Source organism: Pyruvatibacter sp., from assembly GCF_040219635.1.
Classification (GTDB): domain Bacteria; phylum Pseudomonadota; class Alphaproteobacteria; order CGMCC-115125; family CGMCC-115125; genus Pyruvatibacter.
On record NZ_JAVJSC010000003.1, the window covers coordinates 378,118 to 401,973 of the forward strand.

24 protein-coding genes are annotated in these 23,856 nt (G+C 60.0%); 2 read left to right on the forward strand and 22 right to left on the reverse strand.

Annotated features, from left to right (window positions below; translation table 11 throughout):
* Window position 1: 1 nt before the first annotated feature.
* The 7 genes from lpdA to mdh form a co-directional block, all read right to left on the reverse strand.
* Entirely contained in the window at window positions 2-1,408 is a 1,407-nt protein-coding gene (gene lpdA / locus RIB87_RS05145; protein WP_350144216.1) for a dihydrolipoyl dehydrogenase, read from the reverse strand.
* Window positions 1,409-1,440: 32 nt separating this feature from the next.
* Window positions 1,441-1,788: a hypothetical protein gene (locus tag RIB87_RS05150; RefSeq protein WP_350144218.1), complete on the reverse strand. Its 348-nt coding sequence runs from the start codon at window positions 1,786-1,788 to the stop codon at window positions 1,441-1,443.
* The gene (gene odhB / locus RIB87_RS05155; RefSeq protein WP_350144219.1) at window positions 1,785-3,029 is read right to left on the reverse strand and encodes a 2-oxoglutarate dehydrogenase complex dihydrolipoyllysine-residue succinyltransferase; all 1,245 of its coding nucleotides are present in this window, start codon (window positions 3,027-3,029) and stop codon (window positions 1,785-1,787) included. Before odhB ends, RIB87_RS05150 begins: the two co-directional genes overlap by 4 nt.
* Window positions 3,030-3,077: 48 nt before the next feature.
* Window positions 3,078-6,044, reverse strand: coding sequence for a 2-oxoglutarate dehydrogenase E1 component (locus RIB87_RS05160; protein WP_350144221.1), 2,967 nt, complete (start codon window positions 6,042-6,044; stop codon window positions 3,078-3,080).
* A 162-nt stretch (window positions 6,045-6,206) separates the two neighbouring features.
* Window positions 6,207-7,082, reverse strand: coding sequence for a succinate--CoA ligase subunit alpha (sucD, locus tag RIB87_RS05165; protein ID WP_350144223.1), 876 nt, complete (start codon window positions 7,080-7,082; stop codon window positions 6,207-6,209).
* The gene (sucC, locus tag RIB87_RS05170; protein ID WP_350144225.1) at window positions 7,083-8,252 is read right to left on the reverse strand and encodes an ADP-forming succinate--CoA ligase subunit beta; all 1,170 of its coding nucleotides are present in this window, start codon (window positions 8,250-8,252) and stop codon (window positions 7,083-7,085) included.
* 221 nt (window positions 8,253-8,473) lie between these two features.
* A complete protein-coding gene (gene mdh, locus RIB87_RS05175) occupies window positions 8,474-9,436 on the reverse strand; it encodes a malate dehydrogenase (RefSeq protein WP_350144227.1) in 963 nt (320 codons plus the stop codon).
* A 766-nt stretch (window positions 9,437-10,202) separates the two neighbouring features.
* On the opposite strand from mdh, the gene RIB87_RS05180 reads away from it, so the two are divergent.
* The gene (locus tag RIB87_RS05180; RefSeq protein WP_350144229.1) at window positions 10,203-11,000 is read left to right on the forward strand and encodes a hypothetical protein; all 798 of its coding nucleotides are present in this window, start codon (window positions 10,203-10,205) and stop codon (window positions 10,998-11,000) included.
* Between the two features lie 229 nt (window positions 11,001-11,229).
* On the opposite strand, the gene zapE is transcribed toward RIB87_RS05180, so the two are convergent.
* The 13 genes from zapE to sdhC all read right to left on the reverse strand — a co-directional run bounded on the left by zapE (window position 11,230) and on the right by sdhC (window position 21,091).
* Window positions 11,230-12,363 (reverse strand): cell division protein ZapE, encoded by a 1,134-nt coding sequence (gene zapE, locus RIB87_RS05185; RefSeq protein WP_350144231.1) that lies wholly within the window; start codon window positions 12,361-12,363, stop codon window positions 11,230-11,232.
* A 115-nt stretch (window positions 12,364-12,478) separates the two neighbouring features.
* Entirely contained in the window at window positions 12,479-13,306 is an 828-nt protein-coding gene (locus RIB87_RS05190) for an enoyl-CoA hydratase-related protein (protein ID WP_350144234.1), read from the reverse strand.
* A 10-nt stretch (window positions 13,307-13,316) separates the two neighbouring features.
* Entirely contained in the window at window positions 13,317-14,813 is a 1,497-nt protein-coding gene (locus RIB87_RS05195) for a CoA-acylating methylmalonate-semialdehyde dehydrogenase (RefSeq protein ID WP_350144236.1), read from the reverse strand.
* Window positions 14,814-14,962: 149 nt separating this feature from the next.
* Window positions 14,963-15,628, reverse strand: coding sequence for an aquaporin (locus RIB87_RS05200; RefSeq protein ID WP_350144238.1), 666 nt, complete (start codon window positions 15,626-15,628; stop codon window positions 14,963-14,965).
* Between the two features lie 7 nt (window positions 15,629-15,635).
* Entirely contained in the window at window positions 15,636-16,154 is a 519-nt protein-coding gene (locus RIB87_RS05205; RefSeq protein WP_350144240.1) for an arsenate reductase ArsC, read from the reverse strand.
* Between the two features lie 31 nt (window positions 16,155-16,185).
* On the reverse strand, window positions 16,186-16,398 hold the full coding sequence (locus tag RIB87_RS05210) for a hypothetical protein (RefSeq protein WP_350144242.1): 213 nt from the start codon (window positions 16,396-16,398) through the stop codon (window positions 16,186-16,188).
* An 11-nt stretch (window positions 16,399-16,409) separates the two neighbouring features.
* Window positions 16,410-16,757, reverse strand: coding sequence for an ArsR/SmtB family transcription factor (locus tag RIB87_RS05215; protein ID WP_350144244.1), 348 nt, complete (start codon window positions 16,755-16,757; stop codon window positions 16,410-16,412).
* Between the two features lie 67 nt (window positions 16,758-16,824).
* Window positions 16,825-17,085, reverse strand: coding sequence for a hypothetical protein (locus RIB87_RS05220; protein WP_350144246.1), 261 nt, complete (start codon window positions 17,083-17,085; stop codon window positions 16,825-16,827).
* An 80-nt stretch (window positions 17,086-17,165) separates the two neighbouring features.
* Complete coding sequence (locus RIB87_RS05225; protein ID WP_350144248.1) at window positions 17,166-17,528, reverse strand: VOC family protein; 363 nt, start codon at window positions 17,526-17,528, stop codon at window positions 17,166-17,168.
* A gap of 114 nt (window positions 17,529-17,642) precedes the next feature.
* Window positions 17,643-18,425 (reverse strand): succinate dehydrogenase iron-sulfur subunit, encoded by a 783-nt coding sequence (locus tag RIB87_RS05230; RefSeq protein WP_350144250.1) that lies wholly within the window; start codon window positions 18,423-18,425, stop codon window positions 17,643-17,645.
* Window positions 18,426-18,446: 21 nt separating this feature from the next.
* Window positions 18,447-20,279, reverse strand: a complete 1,833-nt coding sequence (gene sdhA / locus RIB87_RS05235; protein ID WP_350144252.1) for a succinate dehydrogenase flavoprotein subunit — start codon at window positions 20,277-20,279, stop codon at window positions 18,447-18,449.
* 12 nt (window positions 20,280-20,291) lie between these two features.
* Window positions 20,292-20,675: a succinate dehydrogenase, hydrophobic membrane anchor protein gene (sdhD, locus tag RIB87_RS05240; protein WP_350144255.1), complete on the reverse strand. Its 384-nt coding sequence runs from the start codon at window positions 20,673-20,675 to the stop codon at window positions 20,292-20,294.
* Complete coding sequence (gene sdhC / locus RIB87_RS05245; protein WP_350144257.1) at window positions 20,675-21,091, reverse strand: succinate dehydrogenase, cytochrome b556 subunit; 417 nt, start codon at window positions 21,089-21,091, stop codon at window positions 20,675-20,677. Before sdhC ends, sdhD begins: the two co-directional genes overlap by 1 nt.
* Before the next feature lie 299 nt (window positions 21,092-21,390).
* Between sdhC and RIB87_RS05250 the strand changes: the two genes are divergently transcribed.
* Window positions 21,391-21,891 carry a hypothetical protein gene (locus RIB87_RS05250; protein WP_350144259.1) on the forward strand — a complete coding sequence of 167 codons (501 nt, stop codon included), beginning with the start codon at window positions 21,391-21,393 and terminating at the stop codon, window positions 21,889-21,891.
* A gap of 9 nt (window positions 21,892-21,900) precedes the next feature.
* Here the strand turns inward: RIB87_RS05250 and RIB87_RS05255 are convergent, their stop codons facing one another.
* Together RIB87_RS05255 and RIB87_RS05260 are read right to left on the reverse strand one after the other, a co-directional pair.
* Window positions 21,901-22,944: a MaoC family dehydratase gene (locus RIB87_RS05255; protein ID WP_350144261.1), complete on the reverse strand. Its 1,044-nt coding sequence runs from the start codon at window positions 22,942-22,944 to the stop codon at window positions 21,901-21,903.
* Entirely contained in the window at window positions 22,941-23,810 is an 870-nt protein-coding gene (locus RIB87_RS05260; RefSeq protein ID WP_350144263.1) for an HpcH/HpaI aldolase/citrate lyase family protein, read from the reverse strand. The genes RIB87_RS05255 and RIB87_RS05260 overlap by 4 nt, the downstream gene beginning before the upstream one ends.
* Window positions 23,811-23,856: the final 46 nt, after the last annotated feature.

Below are 23,856 nucleotides of genomic sequence, written 5' to 3' on the forward strand. Positions count from 1 at the left end.
GCTACATATGCAGGGCACGGCCATCCACCGCCAGTGCTGCTTCCTTGACAGCTTCCGTCAGCGTCGGGTGCGCGTGACAGGTACGGGCAATGTCTTCGGCACTTGCACCAAACTCCATGGCAATGCCCGCTTCGGCAATCATGTTGCCCGCATCCGTTCCCAGAATATGCACACCAAGCACGCGGTCGGTTTTGGCGTCGGCGAGGATTTTCACGAAGCCATCCGTCTGCATGTTCACCTTGGCCCGCCCGTTGGCGCTGAACGGGAACTTGCCAACACGATAGTCAACGCCCGCGTTTTTCAGCTCTTCCTCCGTTTTGCCGATGGTGGCCACTTCGGGAGCCGTATAGATGACGCCGGGAATAGTATCGTAATTCACATGGCCTGACTGACCGGCCAGAATCTCGGCCACGGCAACACCCTCGTCTTCTGCCTTGTGCGCCAGCATCGGCCCGGCGATAGCGTCGCCAATGGCATAGATACCGTCCACATTGGTTTTGAAGTGGTCGTCGATGGCCACACGGCCACGTTCATCCAGTGCAACGCCTGCGCCTTCAAGGCCCAGCCCTTCCGTGTACGGACGCCGCCCGATGGCAACAAGAGCAATATCAGCTTCAATAACCTGCGTGTCGCCGCCCTTGGCAGGCTCAACGGACACCTTGAGACCCTTGTTCGTCTTGTCGATGCCGGTCACTTTCATGCCCAGCTTGAACTCAAAGCCCTGCTTTTTGAGAATGCGCTGAAAGTTTTTCGCCACCTCGTCATCCGTGCCCGGAATGATACGGTCGAGAAACTCGACAACTGTCACTTTGGCGCCCAGCCGCGACCAGACGGAACCCAGCTCCAGACCGATCACACCGCCCCCAACAACCAGTAAGTGCTTGGGCACCTCCTTGAGATCAAGCGCACCGGTGGACGACACGATCTTGTCTTCGTCAATCTCGACGCCGGGCAGCGGCATCACGTCTGACCCTGTGGCAATAACAATGTTCTTTGCTTCAAGCACGCGGGTGCCGCCCTCATTGAGCGCCACCTCCACCTTTCCCGCAGAAAGGATTTTGCCAGCGCCATACACCGGCTCGATCTTGTTTTTCTTGAACAGGAACGCCACACCCTTGGTGTTGCCATCCACACCGTCGTCCTTGAACGACATCATCTTTTCAAGGTCCAGCGACACGCCCTTGGTGTTGATTCCCATGTCGGCCAAATGACCATTGGCTTCTGCGTAAAGCTCAGATGCATGGAGCAGGGCCTTGGAGGGAATGCACCCGACATTAAGACAGGTGCCGCCCAGCGCATCCCGTTTCTCAACGCAGGCCACCTTCAGACCAAGCTGTGCCGCGCGAATGGCACACACATAACCACCCGGTCCTGCGCCGATCACCACAAGGTCAAACTGGTCAGCCACGATTTTTCTCCCGCGCTTGGATAAGCAATAAACTATTCAGCAGGTGGCAGCGGCGCACGCGCCCCTGCCAGTGTTTCATCAAGCGGCACGCCGCCCGCATTGGGCATGTAAAACGCCGACGCCTCAGCCCAGTACAGCCGCTTATTATGACGCACCCGGACAAACGGTCCACCCGGTGCCGCATCCGCACGACCCACCGGACCATACAGGTCCATGTGTTTTTCGACACGCGCGCATTCAGCAACGTCCTTACCCGCCGCCACCATTGCAAAATCCGCAATCTCCGGACACACAAGCGCTGTTTCCGCAGACACCATCAAGGCATGAGCGGGGGCCGCAAGGCACGTTGCGAAGGCAATGCTGGTGAGCAGGCGGATCACAGGTCGAGCAACAGCCGCTGCGGGTCTTCCAGGCTCTCCTTGACGCGCACCAGAAACGTCACGGCCTCGCGGCCGTCAACAATGCGGTGATCGTATGACAGCGCCAGATACATCATCGGCCGCACTTTGATTTCACCATTCACAACCATCGGCCGCTCCTGGATCTTGTGCATACCCAAAATGCCGGACTGCGGTGCGTTGAGAATGGGTGTGGACATCAATGATCCGTACACACCACCATTGGAGATGGTGAAGGTGCCGCCCTGCATCTCATCCATGGTGAGCTTGCCGTCGCGGGCGCGGGTACCAAAGTCATTGATGGTGCCTTCAATTTCAGCCATCGACATCGCGTCCGCATTGCGCACGACGGGCACCACAAGCCCATTAGGCGTACCCACCGCAACGCCCATATGCACATAATTCTTGTACACAATTTCTTCGCCATCGATCTCGGCGTTGACCTGCGGCAGTTCCTTGAGCGCGTGGCTGCACGCCTTGACGAAAAAGCCCATGAAGCCAAGGCGCACGCCATGCTTCTTTTCAAACAGATCCTTGTATTGTTTGCGCAGCTCCATCACCGGCCCCATGTCCACCTCGTTGAAGGTGGTCAGCATGGCGGCAGTGTTTTGCGCTTCCTTGAGGCGGCGCGCGATGGTCTTGCGCAGCCGCGTCATCTTCACCCGCTCCTCGCGCGGCGCGTCATCAGCCGATGAAGGTGCGCGCGGGGCCTGCGAGGGTGCAGGCGCTGCCGGGGCTTCCGTCTTGGCTTCCAGCGCCGCCTGGATATCGGCCTTTACCAGGCGACCGTCTTTGCCGGTGCCTTCGATAGAGGCCGGGTCAATGTTGTTTTCGTCAACCATTTTGCGCACAGCAGGCGACAGTGGCGGCGCATCAGCAGCGGGTGCCGGAGCAGCCTTGGCGGGCGCGGCTTCAGCCTTTGCAGGTGCGGGAGCCGCCGCTTCCTTTTTGGCGGGTTTTTTCTCAGTGACTTTTACGTCGCCTGACCCTTCACCAATAGCGCCCAGAAGTGCATCCACCTCAACGGTATCACCTTCCTGAACGTTGATTTCTGCCAGAACGCCTGCAGCGGGCGATGGCACTTCAACCGTCACCTTGTCGGTTTCAAGCTCCACCAGCGGCTCATCGGCAGCCACAGCGTCGCCGGGTTTCTTGAACCACTGGGCGACAGTTGCTTCCGTCACCGACTCGCCAAGCGTTGGAACTCTGATTTCCGTGCTCATATTTTTGGGCCTCTTTGGTGCAGCATAGATACGCCGCGTTTTGCTGGATTAAATGGTGAGCGCTTCGTCCAGGAACATATTGAGTTCCTGTTTGTGCTTGCTCATCAGGCCGGTGGCAGTGGATGCCGTGGACGAGCGCCCAGCATAGCGGGCGCGCCTGTGCTTGGCATCAATATGCTTCAACACCCACTCGATGTTGGGCTCCATGAACGTCCACGCGCCCATGTTCTTGGGCTCTTCCTGACACCATACCATGTCGGCATTGGCAAAGCGCTCAAGCTCCTTGATCATCGACTTGGCGGGGAACGGATAAAGCTGCTCGATGCGCATCAGGTAGATGTCATCAATACCGCGCTTCTCACGCTCTTCCAGCAGGTCATAATAGACCTTGCCCGAACACATGACGACGCGCCGTATCTTGCCGGGCTCCTGCAACTTGACCGTTGAACCGGGCATATATTCCGCATCATCCCACAACACCCGGTGGAACGAAGAACCAGGCCCCATCTCCTTGAGTGTGGACACGGCCTTCTTGTGACGCAGCAACGACTTGGGCGTCATCAGGATAAGCGGTTTGCGGAACTTGCGGTGCAACTGGCGCCGCAGAATATGAAAATAGTTTGCCGGCGTTGTGCAGTTGGCAACCTGCAGATTGTCTTCGGCGCACAACTGCAAAAAGCGCTCAAGGCGGGCCGACGAATGCTCCGGACCCTGACCTTCATAGCCATGCGGCAACAGCATCACCAGGCCCGACATGCGCAACCACTTGCGCTCGCCAGATGAAATGAACTGGTCAATGATGACCTGCGCACCGTTCACAAAGTCGCCAAACTGCGCTTCCCACAACACCAGCGCATTGGGCTCCGCCAATGAGTACCCGTACTCGTAACCAAGCACGGCGGCTTCCGACAACATGGAGTCCACCACGTCGTAGTCCGGCTGGCCTTGTTTCAGGTTGTTGAGCGGCATGTACCGCTCTTCGGTTTCCTGATCGATGATGGCTGAATGGCGCTGGGAGAACGTGCCGCGCACACTGTCCTGCCCCACCAGCCGCACGGGAAAGCCTTCGTCCAGCAGGGAGCCGAACGCAAGTGCCTCGGCGGTGGCCCAGTCAAGACCTTCGCCCGCCTCAATGGCTTCGCCGCGCGCCTTGAAAATACGCTCCACCGTGCGGTGCGCATTAATGCCGTCGGGAATGGTCGCCAGCGTCTTGCCTATTTCTTTGAGCTTTTCGATTTCAACGGCGGTGTCGCCGCGCCGGGCTTCACCCTCGGCAACCGACAATCCGCTCCAGCGCCCGTCCAGCCAGTCTGCCTTGTTGGACCGGAAATTGTCGGCGGTCTCAAAGGCGTCCGAGAGCATGGCGTTGAACTGCTCTTTCATGCCGTCAATCTCGCCCGGCTCAACCAGCCCTTCGGCGGCCAGGCGATCGCCATAAATCTCCAGCGTTGTGCGCTGCTGTTTGATGGTCTTGTACATCAGCGGCTGGGTGAACATCGGCTCGTCACCCTCGTTGTGTCCAAAGCGCCGGTAGCAGAACATGTCGATGACAACATCCGCGCCAAATGTCTGGCGGAACTCGGTGGCAATCTTCGCCACGTGCACAACCGCCTCAGGGTCGTCCCCGTTCACATGGAAAATCGGTGCCTGAACCATCTTCGCAACGTCAGACGGATACGGCGACGACCGCGAGAAGCGTGGGGACGTCGTAAAGCCGATCTGGTTGTTGACGATGAAATGGATGGTGCCGCCATTGCGCGCGCCCTTGAGCTGCGACAGGCCGAAACACTCAGCCACAATGCCCTGGCCGGCAAACGCTGCATCGCCATGAAGCAGCACCGGCATCACTTTGGTGCGGTCGCGGTTATGCTGCATGTCCTGCTTGGCGCGCGCCTTGCCCAGCACCACCGGGTTCACCGCCTCAAGATGCGACGGGTTGGCGGTCAGCGACAGATGCACTTTGTTGCCGTCAAACTCGCGGTCTGATGACGTACCCAGATGATATTTGACGTCGCCGGACCCCGCGATGTCTTCCGGATTGACCGAGCCACCCTTGAACTCATGGAAAATCGCCTGATACGGCTTGCCCATGACGGTGGCCAGCACGTTGAGGCGGCCACGGTGCGGCATCCCCAGAATGATCTCCTCAAGCCCCATATTGCCGCCGCGCTTGATGATCTGCTCCATCGCAGGGATCAGGCTCTCGCCGCCATCAAGACCAAAGCGCTTGGTGCCGGTATATTTGACGTGCAGGAACTTCTCGAAGCCTTCACTCTCGATGAGTTTTTGCAGGATCGCCTTCTTGCCCATGTCGGTGAACGACACTTCCTTGCCGCGTCCCTCGATGCGCTCCTGTATCCAGCCCTTTTGTTCAGGGTCGGCAATGTGCATGAACTCCACGCCGATGGTGTCGCAATAGGTGCGCCACAGGATTTCCATCATCTCGTTGATGGTGGCGGTCTCCAGCCCCAGCACATTGTCGATGAAAATCGGGCGGTCCATGTCGGCATCGGTAAAGCCGTAGGAGCGCGGATCAAGTTCGGGGTGTTGTCGGGGCGGCTCGATGCGCAGCGGATCAAGATTGGCAATCAGATGGCCGCGAATACGGTAGGCGCGGATCATCATGATGGCGCGGATACTGTCGAGCGTGGCACTACGCATCTGCTCCGGCGACAGCTCGCCACCGGCCTGCGTTGCCTTTGCCTGGATTTTGCCCTTGATGTGCTCTTCAGCGGCTGGCCAGTTGGTGTCGAGGGCCGACACAAGCTCGCCATTGGCAATCTGCGGCCAGTCGGTGCGCGCCCATGAAGGGCCGGTCGCCTCGCTGGCTACCGCACCGGGATCATCCTTCAACCCGTCAAAATAGGCCCGCCAGCGCGCATCCACCCCTTGGGGATTCTGCGCATAGCGATGATGCATCTGCTCAAGATACTGGGCGTTTCCGCCATACAGGAATGATGTTTCGTCAAAGGCTGCGTTTTCAGGCGTCCGCTGACGCCCAGACCCATCTGCCATTTTGTGTCGCTCCAGCGCGGACGACGGTCATGCAAACGTCATTTGGCCCGCGCGCTTTTGGGTAAAAACTCTCTAATCCCGGTCAGTTTTGCATGGGTTTGGTTAACACGCCATTCAAAACACCGGGATCCGGAGCATTCAGCAACGACATTTTGGCGACATTCAGCCCTTGAGCACATCCACGAGCGTGGAACCCAGCGCCGCAGGTGACGGCGACACGGTGATGCCGGCCGACTTCATGGCGTCAATCTTGCTGGCCGCATCGCCCTTCCCGCCTGAAATGATGGCACCGGCGTGCCCCATGCGACGGCCCGGAGGCGCTGTAACACCGGCAATGAAGCCCACAACCGGCTTCTTGGTTTTGGACTGCTTCAGGAACTCTGCAGCGTCTTCTTCCGCCGAGCCACCAATCTCGCCAATCATGATGATGCTCTCGGTCTTGTCGTCACCCAGAAACAGCTCCAGACAGTCAATGAAGTTGGTGCCGTTGACCGGGTCACCACCAATGCCGATGCACGTGGACTGCCCCAGCCCCGCAGCCGTGGTCTGACCCACAGCCTCATAGGTGAGCGTGCCCGACCGCGACACGATGCCGACAGTACCCGCCTTGTGAATATGACCGGGCATGATGCCGATCTTGCACTGGTTGGGCGTAATCACGCCGGGGCAGTTTGGCCCGACCAGACGTGTCTTGGAGCCGCACAGCGCCTTTTTGACCTTCACCATGTCGAGCACGGGAATGCCTTCGGTGATGCACACGGCGAGCGGTATTTCAGCCGCTATCGCCTCGAGAATGGCATCAGCCGCAAACGGCGGCGGCACGTAAATCATTGTCGCATCCGCGCCGGTGGCCTCCACAGCCTCGCCGACCGTATCAAACACAGGCCTGTCGAGATGCGTGGTGCCGCCCTTGCCCGGCGTCACGCCGCCTACAAGTTTAGTGCCGTACTCAATGGCGGTTTCTGAGTGAAACGTCCCCTGAGCACCGGTAAAGCCCTGGGTGATTACCTTGGTGTTGCTGTCAATAAGGACGGCCATTTACTTTGCTTCCTTCACAGCTTTGACGATCTTCTCGGCGGCGTCCGCCAGATTGTCGGCAGGGATAATGGCAAGGCCTGAATCGGCCATGATCTGCTTGCCCAGCTCTACATTGGTGCCTTCCAGGCGCACAACGAGGGGCACCGACAGCGACGTTTCCTTTGCTGCCGCAATCACGCCCTCGGCAATGATGTCGCAGCGCATGATGCCGCCGAAGATATTGACCAGAATGCCTTCAACCGCAGGGTCCGACAGAATGATCTTGAAGGCTTCCGTTACCTTCTCTTTCGTTGCGCCACCGCCCACATCCAGAAAGTTGGCAGGCTCTTCGCCGTACAGCTTGATGATGTCCATGGTCGCCATGGCAAGGCCCGCGCCGTTGACCATGCAGCCAATGGTGCCGTCGAGCTTCACATAGGAAAGGTCGTATTTGGCCGCCTCAAGCTCCGCTGCATCTTCCTCGTCGGGATCGTGCAACTCGGCAATGTCCTTGTGGCGATACAGCGCGTTCGAGTCGAAGTTCATCTTGGCGTCGAGGCACAAAACATCGCCGGACTTGGTGACCACCAGCGGGTTGATCTCAACCAGGCTGGCGTCGGTGCCGATGAACGCATCATACAAACCCTTGCACAGCTTCGCGCCCGCCTTGGCTTCCGCGCCCTCCAGCTTGAGGGCTGCCGCCAGTGCCCGGCCGTGAAAAGGCATGAAGCCGCAGGCGGGATCAATGTCGATGGTATGGATCTTTTCGGGCGTTTCCGCCGCCACTTCCTCGATGTTCATGCCGCCCTCGGTGGACGCCACAAACGCCACCCGGCTGGTTTCACGATCCACCAGCAGCGACAGATAAAGCTCCCGGTCAATGTCGGAGCCTTCTTCCACATACAGCCGGTTGACGACCTTGCCCTCCGGGCCGGTCTGGTGTGTGACCAGCGTCATGCCCAGCATCCGCTGCGCTTCGCTGCGCACCTCGTCAATGCTCTTCACCACCTTGACGCCGCCGCCCTTGCCGCGACCACCTGCATGAATCTGTGCTTTGACGACCCAAACGGGACCGCCCATGTCTTCAGCGACCTTCACGGCCTCATCGACGGTGAAGGCGGGCTTGCCCTTGGCGACGGGCACACCGAAGCCTGCGAGCACGCCTTTGGCCTGATACTCGTGGATGTTCATGTTGTTCCGGCTGGCTGGGGAGGAGCGATGGCACGCATCGCCCGTCCAGGTGGAGAGAGGACTAACGGATTCGCCTACCCGTATAGCATTGCCACGGGCGATGCCCAAGAGCACTGCCGTGCCCCGTGGCATGTCATGTGTTGCCACACGAAAAAGGCGCGGTCCCTGCAGAGCCGCGCCTTTCATTCTTCTTAAAGCAACTAGCTTACCGCCAGCGCACCCTATGCAAGATCAGGGTTGATCTTCTTGCAGCTCTCAACGAGGCCCTCAACGGCATCAACAGAGACCTTGAACATCTCTTTTTCAGCCGCATCGAGTTCAATCTCGACAACCTTCTCAATGCCACCGGCACCGATGATAGTCGGCACACCCACATAGCGATCATTGACGCCGTACTGGCCGGTTAGCTGCGCCGCGCACGGCAGCAGGCGCTTCTTGTCCTTGAGGTAGCTCTCAGCCATGGCAATGGCAGAGGATGCAGGCGCATAAAATGCTGAACCGGTTTTCAGCAGACCGACGATCTCAGCACCGCCATCGCGCGTGCGCTGAACAATCTGGTCGAGCTTTTCCTGCGTGGTCCAGCCCATCTTCACCAGGTCCGGCAGCGGAATGCCGCCCACCGTGGAATAGCGAACCGACGGCACCATGGTGTCGCCGTGGCCACCCAGAACAAACGCCGTGATGTCTTCAACCGACACGTTGAACTCTTCGGCCAGGAAATACCGGAACCGCGCTGAATCAAGCACGCCCGCCATGCCCACCACCTTGTTGGCGGGCAGGCCAGAGAACTTCTGCAGCGCCCACACCATGGCGTCCAGCGGGTTGGTAATGCAGATCACGAACGCATCCGGGCAGTTGGCCTTGATGCCTTCGCCCACGGCCTTCATCACCTTGAGGTTGGTTTCCACCAGGTCATCACGGCTCATGCCCGGCTTGCGCGGCACACCGGCCGTGACGATCACAACGTCAGCGCCTGCAATGTCCTTGTAGTCACTTGAGCCGGACATGGCGGCGTCAAACCCTTCGACCGGGGATGCTTCGGCAATGTCCAGCGCCTTGCCCTGAGGCACGCCGTCCACGATGTCGAAAATGACGATGTCGCCAAGTTCCTTGAGGCCTGCGAGCAGGGCGAGCGTGCCGCCGATCTGGCCGCCACCGATGAGGGCAATCTTCTTGCGTGACATGGGAGTACTCCGCTGTTGGTGTGTCTTGGGGGTCGGTGCGTTGCGATGCCCGGTGTTGCCGGTATTTTCCTCAGCCTTTGACGCTGTGCGCTGCCGCGGCGGGCGACCCATGAACCAGGTGAAAAAACCGCCGGACATTGAGCGTCAACCCCAAAGAAAGTGCGACCGGAAACGTGAGGCATCAAACGCGCCTGAAAAACGCTGCGCCTCACCTATCCCATGGCCGGTGCGCACGCAAGCAAGCCGGTAGTTACATGTCTCAAATCGAGGATCGGCCGACAGGATCGGGACATGCGCCCGATTAGGCACACACCACTCAAATGTAGCTTTGTGCGTTAATCATACGACCGTTCCCGTTTGACACGCACACCCGCCCGGAGTCACAGTTTGTTAGTCGTTTCTGCCGATTATAGGCGGGTTGGACCTTCGCTGCGGGGAGCAGCACGAGGGCCGGGCCACCAACCGGGGCACCAGACGGGCAGCCCGCTTGAGACCGCCACTTTGTGGCGATTGAAAGCAGCCCAACCCCCCGTAAACCGCAGAAAACGGCGTGTATTGGGGACAGGTCCACCCGCGCAAGACCACACCACCGCGACGCTGACATGCCTGGCAAGACCCGGCAGACACAGCAAAAAGCGGCAAAACCGGCCGGGAACCGGGGTGTGTCAGGTATCTCAAGGGTATTGGCCTGGCAGTCTTTTTGCAGGAAATCCGCCATGAAACGCGGAACTTTCCACAGCCAAAAGACTTTTTGGGGGCGTAATTGATGAACGACGGTCGCAGTAAAAACGCAAAACCACGACGCTCCACGCTGAAAAAGCTGGCGCGTCCGCTGGTCATTGTGGCGGGCACCATGGGCCTTGCAGGCTGTGCGGCGCCTGTCATCGGTGCCATTACGGTCAGCCAGCTTTCAACTGCGGCGGGCATTGCGTCCTCCATCATGTCGGGGCGTGACCTTACCGAGCATGTGGTCTCAGCCATTGTGGGCGAAGACTGCCGTTTCCTTGAAGCCATTCTGCGCGGTCGCCCGATCTGCGTGCCCTACGGGTCGCCGGAAGCCGACGACAGTTTTCAGGGCATCATTGTTGCGCTGAACCGCAACGAAGACGAACCCACCTTTGACCGCTCCGGCGAATACCAGGTGGCGGGCCTCGACCCCACCGCCGTGCAGCTTGGCTTTGCGCCAATCGTGCCGGACTACAACATCACAACCAATGCCATCGCCGCCGTTGAGCGCGACATCACCAACAGCGACCGCGGCGACATGCGCCGTGTCTCTTTCGGCATGATGTCTGCCACCTACGGCCCCAGCCACTCCATGGATGACCTGCTCGCCGAACAGCGCGGCCGTGACGCACGCCCGTTCCTTGAAGGCGCTGATGTAAAGCCCGCGCCCGTACCCGCGCCGCGCGTCATCCTGGCAGCCGCCGCACCCACCGTGATGCCGCAACCGCTTGAAGCACGCCGCAGCGACGGCGCAGTCATCACGCCTGACCTGCCATCACGCAAAACGCGCATTCAGGAAATTATTGAGCGCGCGCAGATGGCGCCCATTCCCGGCTAGGACCTGTGACACGGATTATCAAAAGGGCCGCGAGCGATCGCGGCCTTTTTTTGTGGCCACGGCCCTGGGCCCCGCCCCTCCGGTCAAGCCGGAGGGCTAATGGGTCAACAAGCCGCGGGGATGCACGGTGAGAAGTCGTCAGAGTTCACGCCGCATTGTTTTGCCTTTCCGCGACTTGGTCGCGGGCCCCAGGGCGACTTGCACTATCCCTACCTCATGACACCGCTACCTAGATCGCGTGCCCGGCCGCCATATACGCTTCGCCCTGCATCTCGATAAGCCGCGATGCCGTGCGCTCAAACTCAAACGCGCCATCGCCTTTGGGATATAGGTCATCCGGCGGGGTGGCTGCCGAACAAACCAGCTTGGTCTTGTTCTCGTACAGCGCATCAATCAGCGTCACAAAGCGTTTGGCCTCGTTGCGCAGGTTCGGCCCCATGGCCGGGATGTCGTCAATCAGCAATGTATGAAACGAGCGTGCAATTTTCAGATAATCCGCGGCCCCCAGCGGCCTGCGGCACAGATCATCAAAATGAAACCGCGCCACGCCCATAGCCGCGCGCGGCACAGACACCTTGCGGCCCTTGACCTCCACCTGCGACGGCGCAGCCTCAACGCCCGTTGTCAGGCGTGCCCACGCCGCATCCATTGCAGCCGCAGCAGCACCATCCAGCGGCATGTAATATACCGGCGCACCGGCCAGGTGCTTGAGCCGGTAGTCAGCAGCCGCCACAAGCTCCAGCACATCCATCCGCTCGCGCAGCAGATCAATGAACGGCAAAAACAGCGCCCGGTTGAGGCCGCCCTCATAGAGCGTCGAGGGTTCCCGGTTGGAGGTAGCCACCACCACCAGCCCGCGCTCAAACAGCGCCGTAAACAGCCGCCCCAAAATCATTGCGTCGGTGATGTCGGTCACCTGAAACTCGTCAAAGCACAGCAACGTTGTGCGCTTCATGATGGCATCAACGACAAAAGGTATCGGGTCGCCGCCTTTTGCTTTGCCGCCTTTTGTTGAGCCGCGTTTTTCCCGCTGCCGCCATGTATGCACGCTGGTATGCACATCCTGCATGAAGTCGTGAAAGTGAATGCGCTGCTTTCGCTTCACCGGCACATGCGCAAAAAACAAATCCATCAACATGGATTTGCCGCGCCCCACCCCGCCATGAATATAAAGCCCGCGTGGTGCCCTGGCGGCACCACCAAGCCCGAACAGCCCTGTCTTCCTGCCCGGCTGATAGCCCGCCAGCGCGTCATGCAGCATCTGCAACTGATCCGCCGCCGCTTCCTGCGCCGGGTCATGCTCAATGGCACCCGACGTCACAAGCGCACGGTAGGCATCAATGGTGGATGAGGATTTCGCCATGCCAGCCGATTAGCCGCTTTACGCAGTCGCGGCAAGTCGCTCCCCCCACCCCAGCCCTCCCCTTGATGGGGAGGGGTTGGGGTGGGGTGCCAACTAAAATACGCGCAACGCTGGCCTACTTGTCCGGCCAGGTCCACTTGGCCTTGCGCTTCTCCATCCACGCCCGCACCGACTCCTGGTAGTCAGGCTCCGCCACCATCTCATCCAGCAGACGATCGGCTTCTGCAACGGAAGCCCCGACGTCGCGATGCTGATCTACATAGATCTGCCGCTTGGTGGCCGCCAGCGAATGCGGCGCAACGCCGTCAGCCAGCGTGCGGGCATAAGCCGTGACCTCAGCCATCAGCGCATCAGGCGCGACAAGCCGGTTAACAAGCCCCATCGCATACGCCTCGTCGGTCAAAAATACCCGGCTCGACATCAACAGGTCATTGGCCCGCGCCAGCCCGACAATGCGCGGCAACAGCCATGACAAGCCGTATTCGGCGGGCATGTTGAAACGACCATGCGCCGTCGTCAGCTTGGCACCGGGCACCGCAAACCGGATGTCCGCAAAGCACGCCAGCACGAGACCAACACCGGCAGCAGCGCCGTTGATGGCCGCGATCACCGGCTTGGTGAGGCCAAAGTGATAGGCAAAGTTCTGGTCAAACTCAGGCCGCACGCCAAAGCCGGGCCTGGGAATATCGTCGCGCGTGCCTGAGTCGTATCCGCCCTTGGCCGCATGGCCCTCAAGCGCCTGCATGTCAGCGCCGGCACAAAACGCCCGCCCCGCGCCCGTGACCACAATCACCCGCACCGCCGTATCAGCCTCCGCATGCTCAAGCGAGTGGCGGTATTCCGTATGCATCCGCCCGGTCCACGCATTCATCCGTTCAGGCCGGTGCAACGTGATGGTCGCAATGCCGTCGGTCACATCGTAGCGCGTGGATTTAAGCTCCATCCGGTGCCGCCTATTTCATGGTCGGAATGACGAAGCTCGCGCCTTCATTGCCGCGCGACCAGCGCGCCGTCACAGTCTTGACCTTGGTCCAGAACTTCACACCCTCGGTGCCGTGCTGGTTGGTGTCACCGAACGCGGATCGCTTCCAGCCGCCGAATGAATGATACGCCAGCGGCACCGGGATCGGCACATTGATGCCGACCATGCCGACATTCACCTTTGAGGCAAAGTTGCGCGCCGCGTTGCCGTCCTCAGTAAAGATCGCAACACCGTTGCCGTATTGATGCTTTGACGGCAGGGCAATCGCTTCTTCAGGTGTCTTTGCGCGGGCAATCTGCAACACCGGACCAAAGATCTCTTCCTGATACGAAGTCATGTCCGGCGTCACCTTGTCGAACAGCGATCCGCCCATGAAGAAACCACCTTCATAGCCCTGCAGCGAAAACTCGCGGCCATCAACCAGAAGCTCCGCGCCTTCCGCTACACCCATGTCGATATAGCTCTTGATCTTCTCGCGATGTTCGGCTGTTACCACCGGGCCATAGTCCGCATCCGGATCAGTGGATGTGCCCACCTTGAGTGCCTCAACGCGCGGCACCAGCTTTTCAATCAGCCGCTCCGCTGTGTCGTCGCCCACAGGCACTGCGACCGAAATGGCCATGCAGCGCTCACCGGCAGAGCCGTAGCCTGCGCCAATCAAATCATTCACCACGCCGTCAAGATCAGCATCCGGCAGAATGATCGCGTGATTCTTGGCGCCGCCCATCGCCTGCACGCGCTTGCCGTGGGCGGCACCCGTTGCATAAATATATTCAGCCGTCGCCGACGCGCCCACAAAGCTGATGGCTTCAACCCGCGGGTCCGTCAGCAGCGTATCCACCGCATCCTTGCCGCCGTTCACAACATTGAGCACGCCCGCAGGCGCACCGGCCTCCATCATCAGTTCAGCCAGCCGCAGCGGCACGCCGGGGTCTTTTTCGGAAGGCTTGCACACAAACGTGTTGCCGCAGGCAATTGCCACACCAAACATCCACATCGGGATCATCGCCGGGAAATTAAACGGCGTGATGCCCGCACACACCCCAAGCGGTTGGCGCATGGAATACATGTCGATGCCCGGCCCCGCGCCTTCAGTGAACTCGCCCTTTTGCAGATGCGGAATGCCGCACGCAAACTCGATCACCTCAATGCCGCGTTGAATGTCTCCCTTGCTGTCGGCGATGACCTTGCCATGCTGATTAGAGAGCAACTCCGCCAGCTCATTCATATTGGCTTCAACCAGCCGCTTGAACTCAAACATCACCCGCGCCCGACGCTGCGGGTTGACCTGCGACCAGCCGGGGAAGGCTGCTTCAGCCGCCGCAATGCCCGCGCGCGTTTCGTCAGCGGAGGCAAGCGGCGTCAGCGCCTGAACGTCACCGGTGTTGGGGTTGAACACATCATAAAACCTGCCGCTGGTGCCCGCGACTTTCGCGCCGTTGATGAAGTGATGAAGCTCGTTCGACATTGCGCTGACAGCGCGAGATCAATCCCGCGCCTCCCTGACTGTGACTTTTGTTGGCAGTCACTTAGCGCTTTCGCGGCACACGCTGCAAGCCATGCCCGCCTCTGTCTCGGTCGCTGTCAGTCGCCGTGCATCGCAAAACGGGGTGAGCACTAGCGGTGCTTGTACAACCACCCGAAGAAACCAACGGCAGACGCTGCGGCAATCATCTGCGCGGCGATAAACGGCAGCACGTCATCGGGACGGATGCCCGCAAACGTGTCGGTAAATGCCCGTGCAATCGTCACCGCCGGGTTGGCAAACGAGGTGGACGATGTCCACCAGTAGCCCGCCGTAATCACCAGTCCCACCGCGTAGGGAATAGCCTCCGGTCGCGTTTTCAGCAGCGCCAGAATGGACGCCAACAACGCAAACGTGGCCAGAAACTCACCCAGCCACTGAGGCGGGCCTTCACGCACATGGGTGGATGCCTGGACGATGTCGAGCTCAAACATCGCATGCGCCAGCCCGGTGCCCAAAAGCCCGCCGGCAATCTGAAACCCCACATAGGCAAGCGCTGCCACAAGCGTGATTTCACGCCTGAGCCAAAATGCGAATGTCACCGCCGGATTGAAATGCGCGCCCGACACAGGCCCAAACACCAAGATCAGCACCACTAGAATGGCACCCGTGGCAATCGTATTGCCCAACAACGCCACCGCGTCGTTTCCCACGGAAAGCGCTGCGCCCATGATGCCGGAGCCGATGACCGTGCCAACCAGAATGGCCGTGCCTGCCGCTTCAGCAGCCAGACGACGCGAAAGTGTGATGTCGCTCATGGTGTGCCTAGCCGGCTTGCGACAGATCGCGGCCAATTTCATCCAGTCGCTTTTGCAGCGAGAGTTTGTCGAGGGAGGAGATCGGAAGATTGACGAAAATGGTCAGGCGTCGCTCGATCTGGCCGTAAATCTCGGCAAACTTCTGGGCGATCTGCGCCTCCGAGCCGGTAGCCGCAGCAGGGTCTTCAAACCCCCAATGCGCCGTCATCGGCTGACCCGGCCATGCCGGGCACATTTCGCCCGCCGCGCTGTCACACAGGGTGAACACAAAATCGAGATCCGGTGCCCCCTGAACGCCGCTGGCGGCTGAAAACTCATCCCAGTTCTTCGAGCGCAACTCACCGATGGGGTAGTTGAGCTTTTGCAACAGCGTCAGCGCGCCAGGATTGATTTCCCCTTTGGGGTGACTGCCTGCACTAAACGCCTTGAACGTCGGCCTGCCGATGCGGTTGAGAATGCTCTCCGCCATGATGCTGCGCGCCGAATTGCCGGTACACAAGAACAGTACATTGTATGTGTCAGCCATGATGCTTGTCCTTTCGCGATGGCCTTAAAAATCAGCAGCACCCACCCGGACCACCCTTTGTGATCGGCGGCGGCGCATATGTTTCAACGGGAGAGGTGGTCGGCGCATCACCCCGCGACGCGCCACAGACAGCGGGCTTGTTCTCATCGGTTTTGTCATTGAGGGCGCGAGGGCTGGCGTGAGGGGTGGCGTTTGCCTCGCCAACCGAAACAGTCGTATTGCGGTCGTCCTTTTGCGTGCTCAAGGGTTCTCTCCTCATACGGATTGTTTGGCAGGAGCGGCCGTGCTGACGCACACGCCACAGCGGCCTTCGCAACAGTCTTCCAGCAGGAAGCTGGCCAGCGTCGCCACCTTGTCGAACTGCACCCGATAAATGATCGAGCGCCCGTCCTTGCGGCTGACCAGCAGTCCCGCGCGCGCCAGCTCCTTGAGGTGAAACGACAGCGTGGCAGGTGCCAGCTTCAGCCGCGCTGCAATCTCCCCCGCCGCCATCCCGCCAAGTTTCGGGTCAGGGTCGTGCGCCTTCACCAGCAGCCGGAACACATCCAGCCGGGTTTCCTGCGCGAGCGCACCAAAAGCCTCAACAGCATCAATTGTTTTCATTTTTTGACAATAATGGAATTATAAAACAGGTCAAGTGGCACCGCGAAAGCCGCTTGCACATATGTCGTCAGGCTGCGTGCCGCTGCGTCGGTCTGCGCCAGAGGTAGCGGTAAACACCGAACAGGTTGATGCCGAACAGAATAATGTTCTGCAGCGCCAGAGGCTCGCGGTCGCCGAACCAGGCGGCAGTGATCCACATCACCGACGACACGGTGAAAATCACGAACCCGTAGCCCGTGACCCGCACCGAAATATGGGCGGCGACCATCAGCGCCGCCACGATGCCCGTACCGCTGGCGGCCCAGCGCAGCACATCTACAAACTCCATAGCGACCTCCCCGGCGCGTATTTCGGTTGAACCAACGCCCATAAATGCATGACAGCGCAGACCACTGTCGGTTGCCCCACCTAGAGCGGCTGCAATAGCTCGATACGGTTGCCGAACGGGTCCGCCACGAAAAACCGTGCAAAGCCCTCAAGGGCGGTATCGTCGCGAACCTCGACGCCGCCGGCTATCATTCGCTCACGCAGGGCTGAAAGGTCTGTGACCTCGAATGCCGGATGCGCCTTTCTCGCCGGGCGGAAATCGGCCTCGACGCCCATGTGAACGCGAATATTGCCGTCTTCAAACCAGCAACCACCGCGCCTGGCGAGGTCGGCGGGTTTGGGCACTTCCGGCAGGCCCAGCAACTCCCCGTAGAAGCGCCGGGCGGCATCCTCGCCCCCGGCAGGCATGGCAAGCTGAACGTGATGCAGGGCTGAAATACTCATGAGCGCAGTCTACACGATCCCGGCCATGCGGGGATAAGCATCCCGCCATGCCGCAAACGCAAACGGCCCGCCACGATTGTAGCGGGCCGTGCATACGTGGTGATGCAAAAGCATTTAGACCTGACGCTCGACCATCATCTTCTTGATTTCGGCAATCGCCTTGGCCGGCGACAGGCCCTTGGGGCACGCCTTGGCGCAGTTCATGATGGTGTGGCAGCGGTACAGGCGGAAAGGGTCTTCCAGATTATCAAGCCGCTCGCCCTTGGCTTCGTCGCGGCTGTCGGCCAGCCAGCGGTATGCCTGCAGCAGCGCGGCCGGGCCAAGATAGCGATCCTCATTCCACCAGTAGCTGGGGCACGCCGTTGAACAGCACGCGCACAAAATGCACTCATACAGCCCGTCCAGCTTTTCGCGATCTTCGCGGCTCTGTTTCCATTCCTTTTCAGGCGCGGGCGTATCGGTTTTCAGATACGGCTCGATGGAGGCGTGCTGCGCATAGAAGTTGGTGAGGTCCGGCACCAGGTCCTTCACCACCTGCATATGCGGCAGCGGATATATTGCCACCGTGCCCGACACATCCTCAATGGCCTTGGTGCAGGCCAGCGTGTTGGTGCCGTCAATGTTCATGGCGCACGACCCGCAAATCCCTTCGCGGCATGAGCGCCGGAACGTCAGCGTCGAGTCCATTTCATTTTTGATCTTGATGAGCGCGTCCAGCACCATCGGGCCACACGTGGCCAGATCAACCTTGTAGGTATCCACCCGCGGGTTTTCATCATCGTCCGGCGACCAGCGATAGACCTTGAAGGTTTTCACCTTTTTGGCGCCCTTGGGAGCCGCATAGGTTTTGCCCTTGCCGTTGATCTTCGAATTGCGCGGCAGCGTCAGTTCGACCATTTGCTCAAGTCCTCTTTACGCTTAATAGACGCGCGCCTTGGGCGCGATGTACTGAACGTCGTTACTCATGGTGTAGCTGTGCACCGGACGGAAATCCATCGACACATTGCCCTTGTCATCCACCCACGCCAGCGTGTGCTTCATCCACTCATCGTCGTTGCGATCAGGGAAGTCTTCGCGCGCATGGCCACCGCGGCTCTCTTCGCGGTTGGCGGCAGAGTTCATGGTAACGGCGGCCTGAGAAATCAGATTGTCGAACTCAAGGGTTTCGATCAGGTCCGAGTTCCAGATCATTGAGCGGTCGGTGACGCGAATGTCCGGCAGCCCCGAATAGATGTCCGCCATCTGAGACACACCCTCATTCAGCGTTTCACCGGTGCGGAACACGGCACAGTTGGTCTGCATGCTCTTTTGCATCTTGAGGCGCAGGTCTGCCGTTGGCGTGCTGCCGCTGGCGTAACGGAAGCGATCAAGACGCGCCAACGCATTGTGGCCCGCATCCTTGGGCAGATCAGGCTGGCTTTCGCCCGGCGTCAAAATCTCCGCGCAGCGCAGACCTGACGCACGGCCGAACACCACAAGGTCGATCAGCGAGTTGGAACCAAGACGGTTTGCACCGTGTACGGACACACACGCCGCTTCGCCAATGGCCATCAGCCCCGGCACAACCGCATCCGGATCGCCATCCTTGGGCGCCACAACCTCACCATGGAAGTTGGTGGGAATGCCGCCCATGTTGTAATGCACCGTCGGCAGCACGGGGATCGGCTCTTTGGTCACGTCAACGCCCGCAAAGATACGCGCGGACTCAGAAATGCCCGGCAGACGCTCTGCTAGGATCTTGGGGTCCAGGTGATCCAGATGCAGGAAGATGTGATCGCCTTCCGCACCCACGCCGCGCCCCTCGCGGATTTCCATGCTCATGGACCGCGACACCACATCGCGCGACGCCAGATCCTTGGCGGACGGCGCATAGCGTTCCATGAAGCGCTCGCCTTCGGAGTTGGTGAGGTAGCCGCCCTCACCACGCGAGCCTTCGGTAATCAGGCAGCCCGACCCGTAAATGCCGGTCGGATGAAACTGAACAAACTCCATGTCCTGCAACGGCAGGCCGGCGCGCAGCACCATGGCATTGCCATCGCCCGTGCAAGTATGCGCCGAGGTGCAGGAAAAATACGTGCGGCCATAGCCGCCGGTGGCCAAAATCACCATGTTGGCGCGGAACCGATGGATGGTGCCATCATCCATATTGAGCACCATCACACCAACACAGCGGCCTTCATTCATGATGAGGTCGAGCACAAAATACTCGATGAAGAACTCGGCGTTGTGGCGCACCGCCTGACCATACAGCGTATGCAAAATGGCGTGGCCTGTGCGGTCAGCAGCCGCACATGTGCGCTGGGCAATGCCTTCGCCGTAATTGGTGGTCATGCCGCCGAACGGGCGCTGATAGATCTTGCCTTCTTCGGTACGAGAGAACGGCACACCAAAATGCTCAAGCTCGTACACAGCCTTGGGCGCGTTGCGGCACAGATATTCAATCGCGTCCTGGTCGCCCAGCCAGTCAGACCCCTTGACGGTGTCGTACATATGCCAGCGCCAGTCGTCGTCGCCCATATTGCCAAGCGACGCGGAGATGCCGCCTTGCGCCGCCACCGTGTGCGAGCGGGTGGGAAACACCTTGGAGATACACGCGGTGCGCAAACCCGCCTCAGCGCAGCCCAGCGTGGCGCGCAGACCCGAACCGCCGGCTCCAACCACCACAACGTCAAACGTGTGGTCGGTAATTTTATAGGCTGGTCCCGTTGCCGCGCCGTTTGTCGATCCGTTAGTGCTTGTGGTCGTGCTCATGCAGCTTACCCCTTACGCGCCCAAAGCCAGTTTCAAAACCGAGAACCCGGCAACAGCAGCGATACCAATCGCAAAAAATGTGGTCGCCAGAAGCGACAGAACCTTCAGACCCTCGCCATGCACGTAGTCTTCAATGACCACCTGCATACCAAGGCGCATGTGATAGGTGCCGGTAAAGATCAGCAGCAAAAAGCCGACCGCCACCAGCGGATGCCCGATGAAGGACTTAAAGCTTTCATGCTCGGCGCCAAGCTGCGAAATGATCGCCGCCACAAGGGCGATGCCAAGCGGCACCATGGCAATGGCGGTCACGCGCTGCGCAATGAAGTGGCCGGTGCCGTCTTTGGCAGAGCCAAGCCCGCGCACTTTGGCGCGCGGCGTGCGAAGATCAGTCATTACATGGCTCCCATCATACGGAAGGTGGCAAACCAGATCACCAATGTCAGCGTGATCGAGCAGATGAGCGTACCCCAGGCCAGCACATCAACCGTGCGCAGCGCAAAGCCGTGGCCTGAATCCCACAAGAAATGCCGCAACCCGCCCAGCATGTGGTGGATCAGCGCCCACGTGTAGCCAAACAGCACAAGCCGCCCGATGGTGCTGTCCGCCGTCGCCATGAACGTGGCATAGGCATCAGGACCAATAGCTGCCGCCGCCAGCCACCACGCCAGAATGAGCGTGCCGAAAAACAGCGCGACACCGGTAATGCGGTGAACAATCGACATCATCATAGACATCAGGGGCTTGTATATCCCCAGATGCGGCGACAAGGGCCGCTGTCTTGCAGCAGCCTCCACGGGCGCGTCAGCCATTTGCGAATGCCTCTCAAAAACCTTAGAAACTCAAGGGAAATCCCTGTTGCTGCTTACTTATAGCGGGCACTTATCCTGGGCAAGGGCGTGTGACAAACGACCTGCCCTCAAAAACGAGGCTTGAACAGCTGCATGGCCGAATTGAACCGCAGCAAACGTGGAGCCTATCGAACCCCTTTACGCAGGGTCAGCCGGACAATTTTTCGACACGATGCAGCGCTACTCTCCGGTTCTATCCCGCGCATTTGAGCGCACATTACACTCCCTTTTTGACGCCACCCTTTTGCGAGGCCATCCACGTGCCCATCTCCAACCCGGTCAACAACCGACTGACTTCCGCAGTACTGCTTGCCGCCACCCTTGCGTTCGCAGCACTTCCCGCCTCGGCTCAGGACACAGCGCCGCAAGCTGAGACAATCCTCAATCTCATCGTTGACCCCGGCCTGACGAGCCTCTCCACGCCGCATCTGCGCGTCTGCCAACAGGGCTTCGAAGACTTTTTCGGAGTGCCCGACGGCATGGACCCGGACGAAGCACTCATAATTCGTGGCGCCCGCCAGACCTACCTGAAGGACGAGCGGCTGGGGGACGCATTTGGCAGCACCCTTGAAATAGCCATGCCGTATGAACGCGTACTGCCGCCCGGCCCGCCTGATGGCGCCGTCCTCACCGGCAAGATCACCTGCTATTTTGCCGCCGATGACGCAGGCGCATTCCCGCTCGCGCCTTATGCTGTGCTGCTGGAAGAAGAAGGCCAGTCCCGCCGCATCGAGGGGGAGGGGTTGGCGCTCTTTCGCTGACACTGCTGCCTAGCGGGGCATGGCCACCCACATATCAAGATCAAGGATCACACCATCCGCCTCGTCCGGCAACGGAAACTGCGCGCACGCAAGATCACGGGTCGCAATCAGGCGCAGGCGTAAAAGGCCTGCGTCGTCGCGGCCTGCGACCTCAGCCTTGTCCAGCACCTCGCTCCAGGCAAACACCGTGTCTCCTGCAAACAGCGGCGCCACGTGACGCCCGCCATTGAGCGCAACAACTTTCACGGCATTGGCCAGCCCGTTAAACGACAGTGCGCGGGCCAGACTGATGACATGGCCGCCATAAATCAGCCGCCTGCCGAACCTGCCGCGTGCTTCCGCAAACTGATTGAAGTGCACCCGCGCCGTGTTCTGATACAGCCGCGTCGCCAATTGGTGCTCGGCCTCTTCAACGGTCATGCCGTCCATGTGGTCGATCTTTTCACCCACCGCATAGTCGCCCCAGCGATGCGGCTCGCCGCTGAGACCAAAATCAAAGTTTGAAAAATCCGGCACCGTGCGGGACAGAACGCTTTGCGCCCCCACATGGTCTGCCAGCTCAGGCGGGGGATGCCCGGCAATCACCGACGCCTCATCCCGCTTGCGCACCATCACCCAGCGCACATACGACACCACGTCCTGATTGTTCTGGTTCAGCCCGCACGTGCGCACATACACAACGCCGGTCTTGCCGTTGGAGTTTTCCCTGAGGCCGATAACCTCCGATACCGCGCGCAATGTGTCGCCCGCATAGACAGGCACCCCGAAGCGCCCTTCCGCATAGCCCAGATTGGCCACCGCATTGAGCGAGATATCCGGCACCGTCTTGCCGAACACAATGTGAAACACCAGCCAGTCATCCACCGGCGCCAGATGCAGCCCGCAGGTTTGCGCAAAAATCTCCGACGACTGCAACGCAAACCGTGACCCGTACAGCGCCGTATAAAGCGCCACATCGCCCGCCGTTACGGTGCGGGGTGTTGGGTGCTCAAGGGTCTGACCAACGGCGAAATCCTCAAGGAAATTGCCCCTGTTTGATTTAAGGCCGCTCACGCCGCTGCTTCCTTTGCTGCAATCGCATCCGCCACGGACACCAGCCGCCGGGCTTCTTCGGCGTGCAGCAACTCAACCATTTTGCCGCCGACGGTAATCACGCCTTTGCCCTTGGCGTCGGGCGCATCAAACGCTGCAAGTATCGCACGCGCCTCCTCTACGGCCTCTGTGGAAGGCGCAAAAACCTCATTGCACGGAGCAATCTGCGAGGGGTGGATCAGCGTCTTGCCGTCAAAGCCAAAATCACGCCCCTGTTCGCACTCCTCAATAAACCCGGCGGCATTCTTTATGTCGTTATAGACCCCATCAATGGCAATGCACGCCGCACCGCGCGCCGCCAGCAGCGACATCTGCAACGCTGTCACCAGCGGTGCCCTCCCCGGCACACGGGCCGCCTTGAGTTCCTTCACCAGATCATTGGTGCCCATCACCAGCACGCACAACAGCGGATGCTGCGCAATCTCCTGCGCGGCAAACATCGCGGCCGGTGTTTCCATCATCGCCCAGATCGGCTCATCCTTGAGCGCGCTGGCCGCAGCATCTATGTCGCCCGGCCCGTTGACCTTGGGGATCAGCACCCCGTCAGCACCAACGCCCTTTATGGCCGCCAGATCATCCGCCCCCCATGGCGTATCCAGCCCGTTGACCCGCACGATAACCTCGCGCGCGCCATAGCCGCCTGCGCGCACCGCCTGAACCACCTGCGAGCGGGCAAGCTCCTTGGCGTCAGGTGCAACAGCATCTTCCAGATCAAAAATCAGCGTATCCGCATCCAGCGTTCGCGCCTTTTCAAGCGCACGGGCATTGGCACCGGGCATATACAAAACGGACCGGCGCGGGCGGCCAGCATCAAACTGCGGTAACATAAAACCTCAATTTCTGTATCGTCGAACAGCAACACGGCGCATACCA

Excerpts from the sequence above, each read along its gene's own strand:
- RIB87_RS05215 (WP_350144244.1), bottom strand. The coding sequence starts at position 16,757 with ATGAAAACAATTGATGCTGTTGAGGCTTTTGGTGCGCTCGCGCAGGAA.
- RIB87_RS05225 (WP_350144248.1), bottom strand. The coding sequence starts at position 17,528 with ATGAGTATTTCAGCCCTGCATCACGTTCAGCTTGCCATGCCTGCCGGG.
- mdh (WP_350144227.1), bottom strand. The coding sequence starts at position 9,436 with ATGTCACGCAAGAAGATTGCCCTCATCGGTGGCGGCCAGATCGGCGGC.
- RIB87_RS05220 (WP_350144246.1), bottom strand. The coding sequence starts at position 17,085 with ATGGAGTTTGTAGATGTGCTGCGCTGGGCCGCCAGCGGTACGGGCATC.
- RIB87_RS05180 (WP_350144229.1), top strand. The coding sequence starts at position 10,203 with ATGAACGACGGTCGCAGTAAAAACGCAAAACCACGACGCTCCACGCTG.
- RIB87_RS05195 (WP_350144236.1), bottom strand. The coding sequence starts at position 14,813 with ATGTCGAACGAGCTTCATCACTTCATCAACGGCGCGAAAGTCGCGGGC.
- sucC (WP_350144225.1), bottom strand. The coding sequence starts at position 8,252 with ATGAACATCCACGAGTATCAGGCCAAAGGCGTGCTCGCAGGCTTCGGT.
- RIB87_RS05230 (WP_350144250.1), bottom strand. The coding sequence starts at position 18,425 with ATGGTCGAACTGACGCTGCCGCGCAATTCGAAGATCAACGGCAAGGGC.
- RIB87_RS05200 (WP_350144238.1), bottom strand. The coding sequence starts at position 15,628 with ATGAGCGACATCACACTTTCGCGTCGTCTGGCTGCTGAAGCGGCAGGC.
- RIB87_RS05260 (WP_350144263.1), bottom strand. The coding sequence starts at position 23,810 with ATGTTACCGCAGTTTGATGCTGGCCGCCCGCGCCGGTCCGTTTTGTAT.
- RIB87_RS05205 (WP_350144240.1), bottom strand. The coding sequence starts at position 16,154 with ATGGCTGACACATACAATGTACTGTTCTTGTGTACCGGCAATTCGGCG.
- zapE (WP_350144231.1), bottom strand. The coding sequence starts at position 12,363 with ATGGCGAAATCCTCATCCACCATTGATGCCTACCGTGCGCTTGTGACG.
- RIB87_RS05190 (WP_350144234.1), bottom strand. The coding sequence starts at position 13,306 with ATGGAGCTTAAATCCACGCGCTACGATGTGACCGACGGCATTGCGACC.
- sdhA (WP_350144252.1), bottom strand. The coding sequence starts at position 20,279 with ATGAGCACGACCACAAGCACTAACGGATCGACAAACGGCGCGGCAACG.
- RIB87_RS05160 (WP_350144221.1), bottom strand. The coding sequence starts at position 6,044 with ATGGCAGATGGGTCTGGGCGTCAGCGGACGCCTGAAAACGCAGCCTTT.
- sucD (WP_350144223.1), bottom strand. The coding sequence starts at position 7,082 with ATGGCCGTCCTTATTGACAGCAACACCAAGGTAATCACCCAGGGCTTT.
- sdhC (WP_350144257.1), bottom strand. The coding sequence starts at position 21,091 with ATGGCTGACGCGCCCGTGGAGGCTGCTGCAAGACAGCGGCCCTTGTCG.
- sdhD (WP_350144255.1), bottom strand. The coding sequence starts at position 20,675 with ATGACTGATCTTCGCACGCCGCGCGCCAAAGTGCGCGGGCTTGGCTCT.
- odhB (WP_350144219.1), bottom strand. The coding sequence starts at position 3,029 with ATGAGCACGGAAATCAGAGTTCCAACGCTTGGCGAGTCGGTGACGGAA.